Origin of the sequence: Mesorhizobium terrae, assembly GCF_008727715.1 — a bacterium.
Taxonomy (GTDB): domain Bacteria; phylum Pseudomonadota; class Alphaproteobacteria; order Rhizobiales; family Rhizobiaceae; genus Mesorhizobium; species Mesorhizobium terrae.
Map to the genome: position 1 here is coordinate 4172624 of NZ_CP044218.1, position 17839 is coordinate 4190462.

Annotated in this window: 14 protein-coding genes; 10 read left to right on the top strand and 4 right to left on the bottom strand. The window is 55.0% G+C overall.

The window, feature by feature from the left end; all coding sequences use genetic code 11:
* Positions 1-25: 25 nt before the first annotated feature.
* Positions 26-1042 (bottom strand): hypothetical protein, encoded by a 1017-nt coding sequence (locus FZF13_RS21285; RefSeq protein ID WP_244431260.1) that lies wholly within the window; start codon positions 1040-1042, stop codon positions 26-28.
* Between the two features lie 354 nt (positions 1043-1396).
* Here FZF13_RS21285 and FZF13_RS21290 point away from each other — a divergent pair, with 354 nt between their 5' ends.
* The 7 genes from FZF13_RS21290 (at position 1397) to hxsA (ending at position 10504) form a co-directional block, all read left to right on the top strand.
* Entirely contained in the window at positions 1397-1726 is a 330-nt protein-coding gene (locus FZF13_RS21290) for a hypothetical protein (protein ID WP_137901405.1), read from the top strand.
* Between the two features lie 270 nt (positions 1727-1996).
* Positions 1997-6499: an RHS repeat-associated core domain-containing protein gene (locus tag FZF13_RS21295; protein WP_137901404.1), complete on the top strand. Its 4503-nt coding sequence runs from the start codon at positions 1997-1999 to the stop codon at positions 6497-6499.
* Positions 6500-6508: 9 nt separating this feature from the next.
* A complete protein-coding gene (locus FZF13_RS21300; RefSeq protein ID WP_081766936.1) occupies positions 6509-6820 on the top strand; it encodes a tetratricopeptide repeat protein in 312 nt (103 codons plus the stop codon).
* A 327-nt stretch (positions 6821-7147) separates the two neighbouring features.
* Complete coding sequence (locus FZF13_RS21305) at positions 7148-7423, top strand: hypothetical protein (protein ID WP_024925275.1); 276 nt, start codon at positions 7148-7150, stop codon at positions 7421-7423.
* Positions 7420-8829, top strand: coding sequence for a His-Xaa-Ser system radical SAM maturase HxsB (hxsB, locus tag FZF13_RS21310; RefSeq protein WP_024925274.1), 1410 nt, complete (start codon positions 7420-7422; stop codon positions 8827-8829). Before FZF13_RS21305 ends, hxsB begins: the two co-directional genes overlap by 4 nt.
* On the top strand, positions 8826-9932 hold the full coding sequence (gene hxsC / locus FZF13_RS21315) for a His-Xaa-Ser system radical SAM maturase HxsC (protein ID WP_024925273.1): 1107 nt from the start codon (positions 8826-8828) through the stop codon (positions 9930-9932). Before hxsB ends, hxsC begins: the two co-directional genes overlap by 4 nt.
* Entirely contained in the window at positions 9932-10504 is a 573-nt protein-coding gene (gene hxsA / locus FZF13_RS21320; protein WP_036255203.1) for a His-Xaa-Ser repeat protein HxsA, read from the top strand. The genes hxsC and hxsA overlap by 1 nt, the downstream gene beginning before the upstream one ends.
* 512 nt (positions 10505-11016) lie before the next feature.
* Here the strand turns inward: hxsA and FZF13_RS21325 are convergent.
* Together FZF13_RS21325 and FZF13_RS21330 are read right to left on the bottom strand one after the other, a co-directional pair.
* On the bottom strand, positions 11017-11331 hold the full coding sequence (locus tag FZF13_RS21325; protein ID WP_024925272.1) for a hypothetical protein: 315 nt from the start codon (positions 11329-11331) through the stop codon (positions 11017-11019).
* A gap of 47 nt (positions 11332-11378) precedes the next feature.
* Positions 11379-11744, bottom strand: a complete 366-nt coding sequence (locus FZF13_RS21330; RefSeq protein ID WP_137900815.1) for a hypothetical protein — start codon at positions 11742-11744, stop codon at positions 11379-11381.
* A 612-nt stretch (positions 11745-12356) separates the two neighbouring features.
* Here FZF13_RS21330 and FZF13_RS21335 point away from each other — a divergent pair.
* From FZF13_RS21335 to FZF13_RS21345, 3 genes are all read left to right on the top strand, one after another.
* Complete coding sequence (locus FZF13_RS21335) at positions 12357-13652, top strand: HlyD family secretion protein (protein ID WP_137900814.1); 1296 nt, start codon at positions 12357-12359, stop codon at positions 13650-13652.
* The gene (locus FZF13_RS21340; protein ID WP_024925270.1) at positions 13649-15757 is read left to right on the top strand and encodes a peptidase domain-containing ABC transporter; all 2109 of its coding nucleotides are present in this window, start codon (positions 13649-13651) and stop codon (positions 15755-15757) included. The genes FZF13_RS21335 and FZF13_RS21340 overlap by 4 nt, the downstream gene beginning before the upstream one ends.
* 963 nt (positions 15758-16720) lie before the next feature.
* Complete coding sequence (locus FZF13_RS21345; RefSeq protein WP_081766935.1) at positions 16721-17173, top strand: GNAT family N-acetyltransferase; 453 nt, start codon at positions 16721-16723, stop codon at positions 17171-17173.
* 109 nt (positions 17174-17282) lie between these two features.
* On the opposite strand, the gene FZF13_RS21350 is transcribed toward FZF13_RS21345, so the two are convergent.
* Positions 17283-17720: a Ros/MucR family transcriptional regulator gene (locus tag FZF13_RS21350; protein WP_024925269.1), complete on the bottom strand. Its 438-nt coding sequence runs from the start codon at positions 17718-17720 to the stop codon at positions 17283-17285.
* Between the last annotated feature and the right edge of the window lie 119 nt (positions 17721-17839).

Here is a 17839-nt window from a genome sequence, read left to right on the forward strand (position 1 = left end):
GTCGCAAACTTCCTCGAATTGGATACTAATTTAGGCTGACAAGTGTCCAGGACAGAACTTGCTGCGATACGGGCCATGTAGGGTATACAGGTTCGGAGAAGAGAATCGCTGGTCCGACACGATCGACGTTTACGAGATAATCGTCCGCTGCCGCCGAGTAAGCGGTTACAAAGAACTGACCGTCGCGAGAGAAAGCCCACGACAGGGTCGTGCCGTCGTAGGTAAGGCGGGTCCAAAGTGGCTCGGATGGCGCGGGCAATCCGATGTCCTGAAAAGTGGCTGCCGTGCCAAGGAGGCGATCCAGTCCTGATCCGCCAGAGGACCTTAGATAACTGAAGCGATAGTCGTTTTGTCCCAGCGCTCCAATTCCAAACTCAACTGCGCGATTGTTGACGGAGTCCCTGACCGCAATTGCAGGAACACTGGAGTTTGATGCTGCCCCCGTATAGGCGGTGAGCATTGTTGCCTGCCACTTTCCGCTCGGGGCGGGAGTTTCGGCCATCATCGCTGTGTTGGCGGCCCCTCCCGTCGCAGTCATTGCAAACCCACGCACAGTGGCCGTAATCCCAGCACCGCTTGGAGGCGTTGTCGATGTGCGGAGGGAAAAAGCGGCGACTGACGGCCGGACGACGGCAGCTGAATTGAGCCAGTCAACAGCGGTTTCGTTGCCGCCGCTGGGAGCTGCAATGATGATTCCGCTCGGCGAAGATTGGATGTTTATTCCAGTTCCGGCTGTAAGGGTCGAGTTCATTGGGAGGGCGCCTGTCGACCCGATCAATAATTGCCCATCGGACAGTGTATTGGTTCCTCCAAAGCCGCCAGAAGAGTCTCGTACCTGAACAGAATTGGCAGAGCCGGCAGGAGAGTTTTTGACAATACAGTTGGAGACCGCGGAGAAGTTATTGTTCACCGGGGTTGCGTCTACGGGCTGGCCATTGATGATCGCGCTCGGCATCGGGCAATCCGCAAAGGCAGAAGATGTTGAAATAACAAAGCCGCCTAATAGCGCGACCGCAGGTACAAAACGCAAAATGACTTGCATCTGTCACCTCAATTCGGATGGATAGCGCGAGTAGCTACAATTAATTTGAAGATGTCAAGTATCAAAATTGAAGATTGTCGGATCATGGCAATGGTAAGAATAAAAGTTTATTGAATACAAAATTTAAATAACCAAAACAATTGGACTAATAAATTTTCTATGCTGGATTAACTAATTCAATTTACGAAACTACTCACCGTTGTTAGACGTTGAGCGTCTTCAATGATGAATTGGCATTCAATCCTGACTGGCTAACCCGTATTGGCTAAGCTTTTCTGGGGTGGATATTCGCTGGCGCATTTCGTTAAATTCGTTGGATTGGCAACCTTGTAGCATTTCAACCGGAGGCGGCGCATGAATGCACGCTTGAGAGTTCAATGCTTCTCATTGTCGGTTTTATTTATTTCTGCAGCCATGGGGTCGGCCGCTGCAGATCAATCTGGCGTTTCATTTAGCTACGATCCGGCCGGGCGCCTGGTGACAGGTTTTTACAATCAACTGCGGTGTCTGGTTTATGGTTATGACCCCGCCGGAAATCGAACGTCACAGGTTTTGGTCACCAAGGCTGCAGCACCTCCGGTGTGGGGTGTCGCGCAATGGAACGGTTTCTCCTGGACATCCGGGATGCTCAACCCTGTGTGGGGAGTGGGCAACTGGGGGTGCTTGAATTGGACAAGCAACTAAAGGGGCGCGGTAACCGCACTCTTTGACGACCACCCACGTTCCGTAGGCTGCGGCCGCGACATGTTCAATGTGGGTCTGTCTTATTTGCACATGAGGGTCGGAATGAGATTGATACGGCAATTCTTCGTCCTCGCTGCGTTGCTGGCGTCATTTGCCGCACAGAGTGCGGTTTTGGCGGCGCCGATCGTGTCACCCACTGAGACAGCCGCTGTGTCAAAGCCCAGTTCTTTGACCGAGGCGATGCGAGTTGCGCGTTTCGAGGAACCGCTCGTGGCGACTGAAGCCACCAGTTCTGCCGAAGATGCAGCCTTGCGGCATGCCTTGAATGCCTACAATCAGAGGACAGATCTGGCCAACTACGGCGATTTGGTCGCGTTCCTGGAATCCAACCCGCACTCCCGCTGGGCATCCGCGATTTGGGCCAACCTTGGGCTGTCTTACCTCCACGATGGCCACTTTTCGAAGGCGATCCACGCCTGGCAGTCTGCATGGGTCGCAGGAAAGAGTTCGAGGGAGCCGCGCGCCAGGGCATTGGTTGATCGAGCCGTTGGAGAGCTTGCACAGCTCTACGCAAACTTGGGCAAGACAGACGAGCTCGCAGCGCTGTTTCGCGACATCGGGGATCGTCCAATTGCAGGCTCCGCAACGGAGACAATTCAAAGTGCAAGCGAGCAACTGGCGCTTACCACGCGGGATCCGCGACACCTGTTCATCTGCGGTCCCCTTGCGCTGAAGCAGTTGCTGTTGGCTCGCAAGGTCAGCTTTGAGAAGGCTGATCCTCTGCAGTGGTATAAAGCCGGGCCCAACGGAACCAACTTGGCCGAAGTCGGTCGTCTCGCCGACGATGCCGGATTCGCGCATCGGCTGGTCATACGCAGGCCGGGTGAGCCAGTTCCCGTTCCGTCAATCGTGCATTGGAAAGTAGGGCATTTCGCAGCCATCGTTGGTGAGGCGAACGGAAGATACCACGTTAGGGATTCTGTGTTTTCCGGAACTGACCTCTGGGTGACCAAGGCTGCGCTGGATACCGAGGCAAGTGGATATTACCTTGTTCCGCAAGATTTGGACCCCGCCAAACAATGGCGGGATGTCGAACCCTTTGAAGCCGCTTCGGTTTGGGGGAAGGGGCCGACCAATGGTGACAGACCAGGTGGCAACAATGATCCAGATGCCAACGGCGGCGGTGGTGGCGGTGCTGGCGGTGGCGGTGGTGGCGGTGCTGGCGGCGGCGGTGCTGGTGGTGGCGGTGCTGGTGGTGGCGGAGGTGCTGGTGCTGGCGGACGTGGACCTAATGGCGGCTGTGGCCTGTGTTTCTATAACATCAAAGAAGCGAGTGTCGCGGTCACGATCACCGATCGGCCAGTGGGCTACAATCCACCAATTGGCCCGTCGGCGATGGTCGAGATCAGCTACAATCAACGGCAGGACAGCCAGCCCGCGAACTTTAACTTCTTCAACATCAGTCCAAAATGGTCGTTGAACTGGCTGAGCTATGTAACGGATGATCCGACGAATCCAGGCGCCAACGTCTCATCCTACCTGCGAGATGGGACCACGTTCTTCTATCTCGGCTACCAGGCTAGGAACGGAAGATTTGCTGCGCAGGATGGCGATGGATCCATCTTGGTACGCGCGTCTGGTTCTCCAATCACCTACCGCCATCTCATGCCTGACGGTAGCGTTGAAATCTATGCGCAGTCTGACGGGGCCGCTGCCTATCCTCGGCGAATTTTTCTGAGCAGGGTGATCGATCCGCAAGGCAACGCGGCCACTCTGAATTACGATGGCCAGTTCCGGCTTATTTCACTGACCGATGCTGTCGGGCGCTTAACCACATTTAGTTATGAGTTGGCGACATCCCCTTTGCTCATAACCAAGATCACGGATCCCTTTGGGCGCAGCGCTGTTCTGGCATATGACGGAAACGCGCGCCTGAAATCGATCACTGACACGATCGGCCTGACATCGAGTGTCAGCTATGATGACAACTCCCTCATCAACGCCCTGACGACTCCCTATGGCACCACAAAGTTCGCCTACACTGCCCCGGGATCAAGTGGCCCGCCTCGTTTCGTTGAAGTAACGGACCCGCTAGGCTACCACGAACGTGAAGAGTGGCTTGAGCCTGCGCCCATTCCCGAGAGCGATCCGGCGGCGACCGTGCCGCAAGGAATGCCGCTCGCCCCGCTCAATCAATACCTAAAGTATCGAAACAGCTTCCATTGGGACAAGGATGCCTACGTCGCGGCAGGATGCACCTCTGGCGGCGGCTGCGACTATACCAAGGCTAGAATCCGGCACTTCGTTCATATGCCGGACACCTCGATCAAAGGGACGGCGATCGAGAGTGTCAAATACCCCTCTGAAAATCGGATCTGGTATAACTATCCGGGTCAATCCCTCAGTGCTTACGGGGGAACTTTTGGCAAACCGATCGCGATCGGGCGGGTGTTGGATGACGGAACCAGCCAGGTCAGCCGCTATTCTTACGACACGGGTGGCTTTTTCAATCTCACCCAGGCGATCGATCCAATTGGGCGGACAACGAACTATACATACGCCAACCAGATTGACCTGACCTCTATCAGCCAGACGACTGAATTCGGCGTTCAGCAAACCATCGCGCAGTACGTTTACAACACCCGTCATCGTCCGGTGATCTATACGGACGCTTCCGGACAAATTACCACTTACACGTATAACAACGCAGGGCAGCTAACCTCGGCCACGAACCCTCTCGGCGAGAAGACGAGCTATCGATACAACGCGTCCAGCCGGCTGATCGAGGTTATCAACGCCAACAATGCGACCGCAGCGTTCTACACCTACGATAGCTTCGAGCGGATAAGGACATTCACGGACTCAGAAGGGTGGATCGCAACCTACGATTATGATGCCGCAGATCGCCTAACAAAGATTGCTTATCCTGATGGCACAAGCGATCAGTACGCCTACGACAAGCTCGATCTCGCATCTTATCGTGACCGTGAAGGCCGCCAGTGGACATATCGTTATGATGCCAATCGGCGATTGACATCGGTGACAGATCCGCTCGGCCAACGCGTGCTGTTTGGCTATAGTCGCATTGGCAATCTCTCGAGCCTCACCGATCCTAAGAACAACATCACACGTTGGTCCTACGATGTGGAGGGTCGGCTCAGCCAGAAGACCTATGCAGATAATGGTACGCTCACCTATACGTATGAAAATACAACGAGCCGCCTCAGGTCCACTCTCGACGCACTTGGGCAATCAAAACAGTACAGCTACACCGGCGACAATCAAATTGCAGCTATCAGCTATCTGAACGCCATACACTCAACACCAAATGTAGTACTCGCCTACGATCCGTATTTCCTGCGCCTGGCTTCAACGACGAGTAACGGCAGCACGACATCCTATGATTACTACCCAGTAGGTTCATTGGGCGCTTTGAATCTCAAGCAGGAGGGTGGGCCGCTAGCCGATAGCACGATCGAGTATGCCTATGACGCATTGAACCGGGTAGCCACGCGCACCGTCCAGGGGGCGGGTGCTGAGACGTTCGGGTATGATGTCCTTGGGAGGCTAACCTCTCACGCTAGTGACCTTGGTTCGTTTACTCTCGGCTATCTGGGTCAAACAGCCCAGATCACGTCGCGAAGGCTTGCAAGCAGTACACTGGCAACGAGTTGGAATTACCTGCCCAACTCTGGCGATCGACGGTTGTCTCAAATCAGCAATGTCGGTCTCTCGGTCGGCCAGTACTCGACATACGATTACGTCACCACTCCTGAGAATTTCGTAACCAAAGTAACCGAAACGAGTGACGTATCCCCCGCGTACTCTTCGGCAGGCGCACAAATCGCCGCCTACAACAATCTCAATCAGCTCACCAGTCTTTCGGGTCAGGCGCTGATCTGGGACGCTAACGGCAACCTTTTGTCTGACGGCCAACGAACCTATAGCTGGGATGCGGAAGATCGATTGATCGAGATCGCCTACCCCGATCAACCAGGCAAGGCTACGATATTCGCCTATGACGCACTTGGGCGCCGTACGACAATCACCAGTGCGCCAGCAGGCGGTGGCGCTTCTGTCGTCACCTCTTATATCTGGTGTGGCAGCGCCATCTGTCAGGCCCGAAACGCAGCCAATGCAGTGACCCGGCAGCACTATCCTGAAGGTGAATTTGTTCCCGGAGCCTCGGCCCAAACCTTCTATTATGGGATCGATCAAATTGGCTCGATACGGAGAGTGTTCAAAAATGCCTCCGACGCACCAGCTTACAGCTACGATCCCTATGGTGTTCCGCTGCAGGCCGCTGCACCACTCACTGAGTTCGGCTATGCAAAGATGTTCAGCAGTCCCGATAATGGGTTAGATCTTACCCTCTTTCGGGCATATAATCCGATTGTTGGACAGTGGCTTTCAAGGGATCCGATCGGAGAACTTATTAATCCGGCAGGAAATCTCTACGCCTATGTTGGTGGAAATCCTGTCAGTTTTATCGATCCACTTGGTTTGGCCGGCTCTGTTTGTCCCCCGGCCGTGCAAGATCTGGCTTCTAGGCTTGAAGCTGCGGGTGGTGGTGCTCCTCGGTTCCAACCGACGCCAAAGGGGGCTGCGCAGTTCCTATTTCCAAATGGGATGAAATTGCGATTTGATTTGTATCCTGGGCAGTATGGAGATCGCCCTCCAAATGACGGCCCGCATATTAATTTTGAAGCCCCTTGGTCGCCGGCTCATATAAACGTGCATATTGAGGTTATTAACCCGACAGCCCCACGATGATATATTGGTATGATCATGAAATATGATTTAAATTCTCTAGAAAGATCTGCCGCAGAAATGGTTTCTGTGGGGAGGCCGCAGGATGCAATTAAGATATATCTGTTTATGGCCGATGGTGATCCTTCGTTGGATGCTGGATATCTCGGAGAAAAATTGGGGCAATGCTACGAAATGCTGGGTGATCTACATGCTGCACGATATTGGTACGGCAGAGCTATAGAAGAAAACCCTGGCGTAAGATTGCATGCGGAAGAATCCCGCAAAAGGCTGGACCACTTAATCTTGGATGACGCGTTTCTAAAAAGAAGTGGCGGTCAATGAGACGCGGTACTGTTAGCACCAACGCAATATCGGATACCCGACGACCAGCCAGCGGCTCCGACGGGATGGGATCTGGGTGGAATGAGCTCGCAGTAGCTAACGATCTTGCGGCTGGGATCAGCGGGTTGTCACCACTTCGGCTGAGAACTACAATCCCTAAGCCCTAGAGTGTTAGAGGGACAGCGTATCCGCTTTGCAGTGCAAGCTGAGTTTCCGTAATTGTTGTTGAAACTGCTCGGCAGCTGGCAATTCATTGTCTCTGGCCTCATCTCCGTCACTTGATTGCAAACATAACACGTGCACTATCCCTGTTGGGGAGAGTGGGCTGTGGGTATTATCGTTTCAGAGTCGGATTCTATTCTGACGGTTGTTGTTGCGCCGCAATTCGAAGCCTTTGTTTTGAACGCCGCTGTCAAATTCCAAATTCAATTCCCCGAACTTGAAGTCCAGGTGGAACACGGAGCAGTCGCTATCTTATGCGGCGACCACTCAAAGGTCGCTGATCTTCGGCGTGCGTTCCTGCATACCCTCTATCGAGAGAAGATTTACACCGAGACGTTGCCCCTCAGGGCAAATTTGATTGCTGCTGTGACCTCGCGATGAACGTCTGGCCACTTAAGTTCCGCGAGCTCACAGACGGCAGAATTCTGTTTGCTGACGATGCCGGCGGCTTCTTCATGTCGAACGACAGCTTCCTCGGCCGTTATGCCAGCGACGCATTAAACGTTGGGGACCAGACGTTCCTGAGAGAGGGCGGCCATGCGTTCAATGACGAACTCGATCTATCCTGGATATCGTTTGCCTATCGGTGGTCGCAACGACAATCGAAACCACAGCAGCTCAACTACGTGATCTTGGTGCCGACACTCCGGTGCAACCTCGCGTGCGGTTACTGCCAAGTGTCCCGGGCTCCGGAAAAGGCACGCGGCTTTGATTGGACCGACGAAACCTTGGCCGCCGTCCTTGCTTTCCTGGGTTCCATCGAAAGCCCAGAGATCAAAATTGAATTCCAAGGTGGCGAGCCGCTGCTGCGCATCGACCTGCTCGAGATCGTACGCGACTTTTGCCGCGGCAAGTTTGCCCGCGCGCAGTTCGTGGTCTGCACCAACCTCCAGAACCTTGATGAACGAGCGTGGGCTTTCCTCGACGCGGATGACACCTTCATCAGCACTTCGCTCGACGGGGATGCGACAACCCACGAGCGTCAGCGGACGCGTGACAAGGACCGCACCGAGGCCTTCTTCGCAAATCTCGAAGCTGCCGTTGAACGTTATCCTGAGGGAAAAATCTCGGCTCTGCCGACGATTGACGTCTCTTCGCCGCCGAATCTCGAGGGACTTCTCGACAGCTACGAACGGTATGGGATCAAGTCCGTCTACCTGCGGCCGATAAATCATCAAGGATTCGCCCGAAAACTCGATCAAGGCGCGGACGCATTGGGGCGCTGGAACAAGCTCCACTCACAGTTCATCGACCGCCTGATCGACCGCAATCATCGTACCGGGCGCTTTATGGAGGAATACTATTTCAGCCAGTGCCTGAAACGGGTTCTTCGCTTCGGAGCCGACAACCATGTCGATATCCGCAATCCAGGGTTCTTCGCTTCGGACTATCTCGTCATCGATCATGATGGACGGTTCTATCCGACGGACGAGGCTCGCATGCTGTCAAGGATCGGCCGCATAGACCTCAGCATCGGGGATGTGATCACGGGCATCGATAGATCGAAGGTCGAGGTCCTGAATTCCGGTGCCTTCAATCACTTCGACCCGGACTGCATTCATTGCGCGTACCAGCCGTTCTGCGGTTCCGACGTAATCGATGACATCTCCCGGTATGGTCGTATCGACATGCCGCGTCATGACACCTGGTTCTGTGGCCGACACCTCGCGATTTTCGACAAGGTTTTTGAGGTGATCTACCGTCAGGACGACGCAGCTCGAGCCTCAGTTGCCGCCTGGCTGGGTATCGGGAGCTGGGACCCAAGCATGGTCACGGTGCATTCATGATACCGCTCCGCATCAAAGCCGAAACGCAAGCAACACAGCCATTTGTGATACGGCTCCGGTCGTTCGAAGGCACGGACAGCGTCGACGTACGCGCGAATACAAGTGCCTTCGATGTCAGTCTGGAAACTGCAGGGGCTGAAGCTGCCGAATATGTGGGCGAGGGCGGTTCTGTTCGAATTTTGGGTATCGATCCGTCGGAAGTCGATGGCGATGTGCTACTCGTCAATCCACGGCGTGGAACCGCGGATCGCCTGATCCGAAGCACATCTCCCCACAACACGTTCTTGGTAACGGAGCGCTGCGATCAGCTCTGTGTGATGTGCTCGCAACCGCCGAAGAAGCAGCATGTCGATCTGTTCGAGCATTTTGAAACCGCGGCAATGCTGGCTCCCGAGGGGGCTACGATCGGGATTTCGGGAGGTGAGCCTACGTTGTTCAAGGCCCAATTATTGGGGTTTTTGGCTCGCGTTATGCTGGCCCGAGAAGATCTGCGGTTCCATGTGCTTACGAATGGCCAGCATTTTGAGAGTGCTGACCGTGAAGTGATGCTTGCTCTGGACAGAAGTCGCGTGGTTTGGGGCGTGCCGCTCTATTCAGCCGATCCCACCATCCACGACGAGATCGTAGGCAAGGCCGGGGCTTTTGAGAAGCTTCAATCAGGCTTGGCATTCCTGGGTAGGGCTGGCGCTCAAATCGAGTTGCGTACGGTTCTCATGCAACCGAACGCCCAAGGTTTGCCCAGGCTTGCCAGGTATCTGACGACATCGGTGCCGTTCATCCAGACTTGGGCGATCATGCAGCTGGAAAACATCGGCTACGCGCGGCAAAACTGGAGCCGTCTGTTCTTTGACAGCTCGACTGGCTTTGAAACAGTGGCGCAGGCAATCGACATTGCCCGAAGCCGCAGCATCGATGTCCAGCTTTTCAATTTTCCGCTTTGCACGGTCCCTGGACCGTATCGGCATCTCGCGCCGTCAACGATTTCTGATTGGAAACGGGCATACATGGATGACTGCAAAAACTGCAGTCTTAGAGGCGACTGCGGCGGGTTCTTTGAATGGCACCCGCGCGAGCACGGCTATGCGAGCTTGGGTGGGGTCTGATGAAAAAACGCCTGTTTGCGATACCGTCACTGTTGGCCGCAGGCTTCATGCCCACAGAGGGGCAGGCCTTACCTTCAAAGCCGATGTTGACTGACGGAGGTAAGTCGCTGTCCTTGTTTGACATCTTCAAGATGGATCACGTGTACACATTGGCTGGTCACCGCAGCCATAGTTCACACAGGAGTCATAGCTCGCACAGTAGCCATCGTTCATCGACCGGTGGCTACTCCTACCGACCGTCAGTCTACAATAGCCCGTCGCCATCGTACGTAGCGCCATCGAGCCCGCTCTATTCGGCGCCGTCGACTACCCCGACTTATCAGCCGCCGGCGACCGCAACAGCGCCTGCTCCCCTTAAGACTCTTCCGGGCAACGCAAACAGGTTCAAGGAGATCGTACTTGAGGTGCAGTTCGCGATGCTGGCCTTCGGTTACTATAACGGCGAACTCAATGGTGTGATGGGACCCGAGATGAGGGCTGGGCTGCAGCGGATGCAGGGGGATTACGGTCTGAAGGTCACGGGGACGATCACGCCAGAGACATTAACTGCGCTGCGGATCGAGGCGCGGTAGCTTAAGCTCTGACGAGCTGTGGGCTCGAACTACTATCTGGCGTAGGCCAAGGCGCGTTTCGCGGCGGCACGCAAGCTGGCAGTGATCACGTATGCCATGTGAAGCGGCGGCACATTCTACGTTGGCGATCCGACTACAGGCAAAACCGACACCGCGCGGCGCGCGTACAGCAAGGCCCGCAAGCTTTTGAGTGCGTATCGATGAGCAGCGCGTCGGCAGCTGAAATGCATGGCGCAGGCACGCTGACAGGCGCCAACTGAGATAAGTAGATCCGCTGCGGCGGATGAAGACTGATGTAGACCAGGAACGCACGTTATCCTGCCTGCGGCCGCGCCGATCGACGGTAAGACCGTATATCCGCCTCCGTCGATGAGGTGGCTCGCCCTACGCTGCGCGTCCGAGGGTTGCTCGGAAATCTCTGTGCGGGTCGATTGGTTGCCCTTGAGTTACCGCCCTGGAAACCGCGATCGTGTAACGTGAAATGGATGTCAGCGCTGTTCCCGACGCCAGAACTATGAACGCTGAAGTCGCCCGAGAATATGGGCAATGTGGCGTCCAGCAATTCTATGCAGCCATGACTTGGTAGTCAGCGCCATGCAGACGAACAATACAATTCCGAAGCTCAGGCCTATCAAAACGAGCCCGGCAACGCCCGCCATGACGGTTACATCGCCTTGCAGATCGCGAAACAAGTCCTTCAACCCGGTCGCATGCCCAGTGCGAGCAAAAAGTACGGCGACGGTAGCGAAAACAGCAGCCACGAGCGCAGTAGCTAATCCAGCCTCAATAAGGTCGAGCGCTGACACCATCTTTTCTCTATCGGTCATTCTCGGTTCGCCAGGGCAAACGGCGCGGAGCGCTTAAGATATTCGTTTCAGGATTTAGCAGCGCTTCGGTTTTCGACTATAAGGTAATTAATACCCTCTTCACGCTCCAACGTATAGAACGCGTCTTCAAAATACCCATCTTCCTCGCGGAGAGCGATTGCAAAGTACTTATTCTCACCATCCATTAAAAATACTGTTTCATTGGTTATATTCTCGACAGGCATTCTAAAAAGAACATAGCCAACGATGGCGTCTTTTATAGGGTTTCCGAAGGAATCTTTGTAGCACAAAACATAACGAAGTGTGGGGATCGAACGAAGTTTAGATGGATCGTCGACCTCGGGTTCCAAATAGTGTCTTAAGATATGCGTTCTCGCACCATCGGAAATTTTTATGTTTTGTCTAATTTTCATGAGTCTGCCTCAAAAAAATGCCCCAGCCGTAGCCGAGGCACTCTTCAGCGTCCCGTTACCTACCACTTCCACCGATACCCTTCGGTGCTGGCGATGTTGGATCGCAATTGTGAGAACCGGCCATTGATACGGTAAATCCACCAACTGGTGTCGAGTAATGACAGTCCGTCCTAATTCCGGTCCCGTCAAACCCCTTTGTTACGCCGGCGAGCGTTCCGGAGTATCCGTAGGAGCCGCCAGATCGGCCGTGATGACCATGACCACCCCCATGCCCGCCGCCGCGCCGGCCGCCGGCGACCAAGTTCATCTCTTCAATTGTCAATTCACGCATATTGATCCTCATTTGCTTTGAATGCGAACAATTTCCTGCGCTTCTTTTCCGAGATTGGCTTGGTTCATAGACGCCAAGCGGATAATTCTAGCTCTTCTAAATTTACTTCGTCAATATCTCTTGTGGGAGATCGATCTCTTCATCATTTCTACTCGAAATCTCCACGATATGTCGACTAAAGATTTGATTGTGAGCGTGGGGTGAATTCGATAATATTACACAATCGTTTATTCAGCCGGCCGTTGATGCGCGCCTGACTTACATGTGATCTGGGGTGAAATTTGGATGAGCCCCTTTTTCGATTGGAGGCCGTTACCTCCCAAAAAGACGGTTGGTTGGGCCATACCATTTTGCTGCGCCCGCTTCGTGTTTCGATCACGGCCGCGCTAGGGGTTGCTGTCGTTCTTGCAATCAGCACCTACCTAATTTTTGGAGAATATACGCGCCGGGTACGCCTTGGTGGGGTTGTCATGCCTAACACCGGGATCGTACGGGTTTTTGCACCCAATGCCGGCCGTGTGATCTCGTTGAACGTTGCTGATGGCAGCGATGTTCGCCAAGGACAATCCCTCTATACGATCACCTCCGACAGCATGACGTCTCTGGGCGAAACACAAGCAGCGGCAGCCGTGCTGCTGCGCAAACAGCGGAGCGAACTGGAAGCCGAGATCATCCGCCAGCAAAAACTGGACAGTATCGAGAAAGCTGGGCTGGCGAAGGAAGAGCAAGGCCTGCTTCGAGAGATCGATCAAGTCCAGATCCAGATAAAGGTCACGGGCGATTACGCCGCCGTGTTGCGAACCATCTCCGAGAAATACGAGGAACTGGTTCGCCGGCACGTTGTCCTGCAGCGCGAGGCTTTTGCCCGGATGGAAAGCCGGATGCAAAAGGAACAGGAACGGGAGAACCTTCGGCGTGAAGCCATTCGCCTTGAGCAAAGATTGACGGAGGTGCGCACGAAGCTGGCGGGTTTTGATGCAAAGGCCGCATCTGTCATCGGCCAGTTGCGCAGACAGATCAGCGTCATCGAGCGCGATCTCGTCGAGGGTGAAGCGCGCAGGCAGATAGACGTCACCACGCCGAGAACCGGGAATGTGACTGCCATTCTTGTCCAATCCGGACAGTTCGTTGCCGCTGGAGCGCCGCTGTTGTCGATCCTGCCGAGCGAAGCCAAGCTCGAAGTCCATCTTTATGGATCAAGCAGTGTGATCGGTTTCATGCACGAAAATGCCAAGGTGATGCTGCGTTATGCGGCTTTCCCCTATCAGAAGTTCGGCCTTCACCCGGGAACGGTCGCGGGGTTCTCCCGTGTCAGCTTGCGCCCGAGCGACATCGATACGATTTTCCTGCCCGAAAGGGGAGCTTCGCCGACGAGCGATCCATCCGCAGGCCTCTACCGGGTCATCGTCAGACCGGAACAAGATCATGTCATCGCTTATGGAAAGGCAGAGCCTATCCGGCCAGGCATGGCGGTTGAGGCTGATGTGTTCCTTGACACCAGGCCCATCTATCAATGGCTGCTTGAACCGCTCTACAGCCTGCGTGGCGCCCTCTCCAGCCACGGGGACAGGCTGTGACGGTTCTGGAAAGGCTCGCTTTCGGTTTCAGGCCCCGCTTGCCGTTGATCCTGCAAACGGAGGCAGCTGAATGCGGTCTTGCTAGCCTGGCAATGATCGCGTCCCACCACGGGCATCAAATCGACATCAGCACCATGCGCCTCAGATTCAGCGCATCGCTGAAGGGCATGACGCTCTACAACATCGCTGATCTCGCCAGTGAGCTCTTTCTTTCGACGCGGGCCGTGCAAGTCGCGCTCGATGATCTTCGCGATTTAAAGACCCCTTGTGTCCTCCATTGGGATTTCAGCCACTTCGTTGTCCTGGACAAGGTCATCGGCAAAGGGGCCATCATTCATGATCCGGCCCGGGGCCGCCGTCATGTCACACGCAAGGAACTCAATCAGAGTTTTACCGGCGTTGCCCTCGAAGTCTGGCCTGCCCAATCCTTCTCGCCAAAAGTGGAGCAGAATCGGTTCCAGCTGGTGAGCTTGTTTCGGGGCGTCGTCGGTCTCAAGCGGGCTTTGGCGCAGATTTTCCTGCTTGCCCTTTGCCTCGAGGTCTTTGCCATTCTCTCGCCGCTTGGTCTGCAATTGATCATTGATCAGGCCATCGTCAGTGCCGACCTCGATCTAGTCACGGTGGTCACCGTAGGCTTGGCGCTGTTGGTCCTCTTGCAGACGGCTATCGGCTTTGTCCGCTCATGGGGGACAATGGTGCTGATGACCAGGTTTGCTATCCAATGGGATATAGGCCTGTTCTCTCATCTGATGCGCCTGCCTCTGTCATGGTTCGAGAAGCGTCATGTCGGTGACATCGTATCCCGTTTCGGTTCGATCCAGACGATCCAGCATACGCTGACAACGGATCTTGTCAGCTCCATCATGGACAGCCTGATGGTTGTGGGCATGCTGGCCATGATGTTTCTCTACAGCCCGCCCTTGGCTGTCATTTCCTTGATCACAACCGGGCTTTACGTGCTGGTCAGGGCTGTTTTCTACCGACCCTACCGTTCAGCCACCGAAGCGGAGCTCGTGCACCACGCGCGAGAAAATACCCATTTCATAGAGTCAATTCGGGGCGCAAACAGCGTCAAGGCCCTGGGCTTGGAGGAACGACGCCAAAGCACATGGCTAAACACCTTGGTCGACGCCGTCAATGCCGGCCTCAAAACGAACAAGCTCGATATGGTTTTCAATGGGATCAACGGTTTGCTGTTCGGCTTTGGGCGGGTTCTCATGCTCTGGCTGGGCAGTCGTGCAGTGATCCACGGCAACCTGACCGTCGGCATGCTCATGGCGTTCTCCTCCTATCAGGAGCAGTTTACCAGTCGCGTCACCGAACTGATCAACATGATTTTCAAGCTGCAAATGCTGTCGCTGCAAGGGGAACGGCTAGGCGACATCGCACTCGCCGAACCCGAAGCGCACAAAGGCATCGCACGGGTTGGAACTTCGATCGGCATCGTGGCGGGCCGCCTTGAGGCGCATGGGCTTCGTTTCCGCTATGGCGACGGCGAACCGGATGTGTTGGAGGGGATCAATCTTACGATTGCAGCGGGCGAAAGCGTCGCCATCACCAGTCCATCTGGCTGCGGAAAGAGCACATTGCTAAAAATCCTTGCGGGGTTGATTCAGCCCACGCAAGGGCGTGTCTGCCTGGATGGCTGTGACATTCGCGATATGGGACTATCCAACTATCGAAAAATCACAGGCTGCGTTCTTCAAGACGACCAATTGTTTACTGGAACGCTAATCGAAAACATAGCTGCTTTCGATCCCCATGCCGATCAAGAGTGGATCGAGGAGTGCGCGCGCCTGGCGGCAATCGATGGCGAAATCCGGATGATGCCCATGGGCTATGAATCGCTTGTCGGTGATATGGGCAGTGCGCTTTCCGGAGGACAGAAGCAGCGCTTGTTCCTTGCACGCGCGCTCTACCGCAAACCACGTATCCTGTTCCTGGACGAAGCAACATGCCATCTCGACGAGACCAACGAGTATCTCGTCAATCGAGCGCTCGCGGACCTTCGCATCACCCGGGTGATCGTGGCTCACCGGCCATCGACAATCGCTATGGCCGGCAGGGTGATCGCGATCGGCAACGGCCGGATTTCCAACCCATGAAGGCTCGGGGCAACCGTCACATCCCCTGGTCGAGCGGATCAGGGAATGGGGCAATCTAGCCGCGCCATTTGCCGGCGACGGTTCCTCTATGAGTTGCAGGAAAACGGGAACCGGAAGCCGATTTTGAACGCCACCTCGGAGGCGTTCCCTTCGCTACCACGCTTCGACGTGAACTACCCACCAGGATTGTCGCGCCTTGTTCTCGAAATGTCTCAAATTCACCGGAGATCCTCCATGCTACGAAGGAGCCCGACATGCCGCGCAAATGCACTACTCAATCTGGGTGCAGAGACCGGACGCTTACACGGCCGATAGAAACGGGAAGCACGATATCTTGCCTGTGGCCGGCACTGCCGGATCACGCACGAATGCCTGTGATGTTGCCCCGTGAATCCGATAGCGACATGTGCCGCGACGGTTCGAGCGCTGACAATAAGCAGCGCAGCTATCCCGTCGATGAGCCGGAAGAGTGCACGGCGTACCTGATCTCGACGACTGCGCAGAACCTCGCGCCCTGGCGTGTGATATCAAGCGATTTACTGCTATGAAGGAGAAATGGCGATGGCGAATACTGGCGCGAAATCCACCCCAAATAAGAGGGCAGGATAAAAGCGCGCACGGTGCGCTTCGGTCTGGCGGTTGTTTTTGCTCAGCTTTCTGCCGGGTTTTGCACGGTGCAGCGTATCCGTGCACCTTGCGCTTTCGTGTCAGTGCTTTGAAAAAACTAAACTTTCTACACGGTGCGAGGGCTGGGTCTGACGCTGGGGGTATCTTATTTCAACCGAAAGCCAACATCACGATGTTGCAGAGGCTGGTATACTGCATACCGATTGTTGTTTCCGTAAGACGTTTCGACGGGCAGGGGATGCAAGTCAGAAATGCGACAGTGAGGTGCTTCCTTTCCTGACTCAAAGCTAAGCCGGATCGGATGCGAGCCGTTAGGCTCCACGGATTACTCGACAAATGACACGAACGCTTCCTGTTTCCATCTCGATCGAGCGACCTGCCGGCGCTGATAATGCAGCGTTGATCGAAGAACGGATCGCCCATTCTCAGGTCAATTTGCCGCCCCAGAGTATCCATTCATTCAGCCTGTCACAGCTCGACAAGCCCGACATAACGTCCTGGACGGCAAGGATGGGCGCGGATCTTACAGGGCGCGGCGCGCTGAAACGTCACAGCGATGGCACCGGCGAGATCAAAAGTATGTTTGTACGGCCGGCTTGGCGAGAAAACGGAATATCCCGCAGGCTACTGACGGCAATTGAAGATGAGGCGCATAGGATCGGCCTCAAGTGTCTATTTCTGGAAACCGGCACAGATGCCTTGCAGCTCGAAAGCTCTATGAGAATTTCAGCTACGTCTATTGTAAGCTCTTTGGCCAATACGAGCCCGCCCCACTCTCAGACTTCATGACCAAGGCAATCGGCTAAGCCACCAATCCTGCTTCGAGCTCGGTAGCATCTACCCCGGCCGCAACGCAGGCTGGATCGTTCGTGCGATCTGTCTCTTGCGAGCTTGCAAGCTACGATGAGCCCCCGCGCTTGCGACCGCGCTTCTGGTCCGGTTTCCTGCCCAAGCCGAGCTTCTTGGCCAGTGCGGATCGCTGCTCCGCGTAACTTTCGGCCACCATCGGGTAATCTGCCGGGAGTAACCACTTTGCGCGATAGCCCTCGGGGGTCAAGCCCAGCGCGGTCAAATGCCGCTTCAAGGTCTTGTACTGTTTCCCATCTTCCAGGCTGATGATGAAGTCGCGCGTGACCGACTTCTTGATGGGAACCTTGGGCTTCAGCGGCTCAACGGTTGGTTCTTGTCGGCCATTAAGATTGCTCAAGCTCTGAAAGACGCTCGCGATTACGCTCGGAAGTTCAGATACCGGAACCGGGTTCTTTGTGACATATATGCTAACTATCTCGGCGGTAAGTTCGGTGAGAAATTCAACGGTGAGATGCTGGTCGGCCATTGTTTGTTTCCCCTTATCGATCGCCGAAATCTGCCAAGCCGATAAAGCTTGGTTTCGTAAGATGGGACACGATTGCGCCCTAAGAATTTGCCCGGTCCGAAAACGTTTGGCATCAGCTT

Bases quoted from the DNA above. Each gene is read 5' to 3' on its own strand.
- FZF13_RS21290 (WP_137901405.1), top strand. From the start codon at position 1,397: ATGAATGCACGCTTGAGAGTTCAATGCTTCTCATTGTCGGTTTTATTT.
- FZF13_RS21285 (WP_244431260.1), bottom strand. From the start codon at position 1,042: ATGCAAGTCATTTTGCGTTTTGTACCTGCGGTCGCGCTATTAGGCGGC.
- FZF13_RS21325 (WP_024925272.1), bottom strand. From the start codon at position 11,331: ATGACCGATAGAGAAAAGATGGTGTCAGCGCTCGACCTTATTGAGGCT.
- hxsB (WP_024925274.1), top strand. From the start codon at position 7,420: ATGAACGTCTGGCCACTTAAGTTCCGCGAGCTCACAGACGGCAGAATT.
- hxsC (WP_024925273.1), top strand. From the start codon at position 8,826: ATGATACCGCTCCGCATCAAAGCCGAAACGCAAGCAACACAGCCATTT.
- FZF13_RS21345 (WP_081766935.1), top strand. From the start codon at position 16,721: ATGACACGAACGCTTCCTGTTTCCATCTCGATCGAGCGACCTGCCGGC.
- FZF13_RS21300 (WP_081766936.1), top strand. From the start codon at position 6,509: ATGATCATGAAATATGATTTAAATTCTCTAGAAAGATCTGCCGCAGAA.
- FZF13_RS21330 (WP_137900815.1), bottom strand. From the start codon at position 11,744: ATGAAAATTAGACAAAACATAAAAATTTCCGATGGTGCGAGAACGCAT.
- FZF13_RS21350 (WP_024925269.1), bottom strand. From the start codon at position 17,720: ATGGCCGACCAGCATCTCACCGTTGAATTTCTCACCGAACTTACCGCC.
- hxsA (WP_036255203.1), top strand. From the start codon at position 9,932: ATGAAAAAACGCCTGTTTGCGATACCGTCACTGTTGGCCGCAGGCTTC.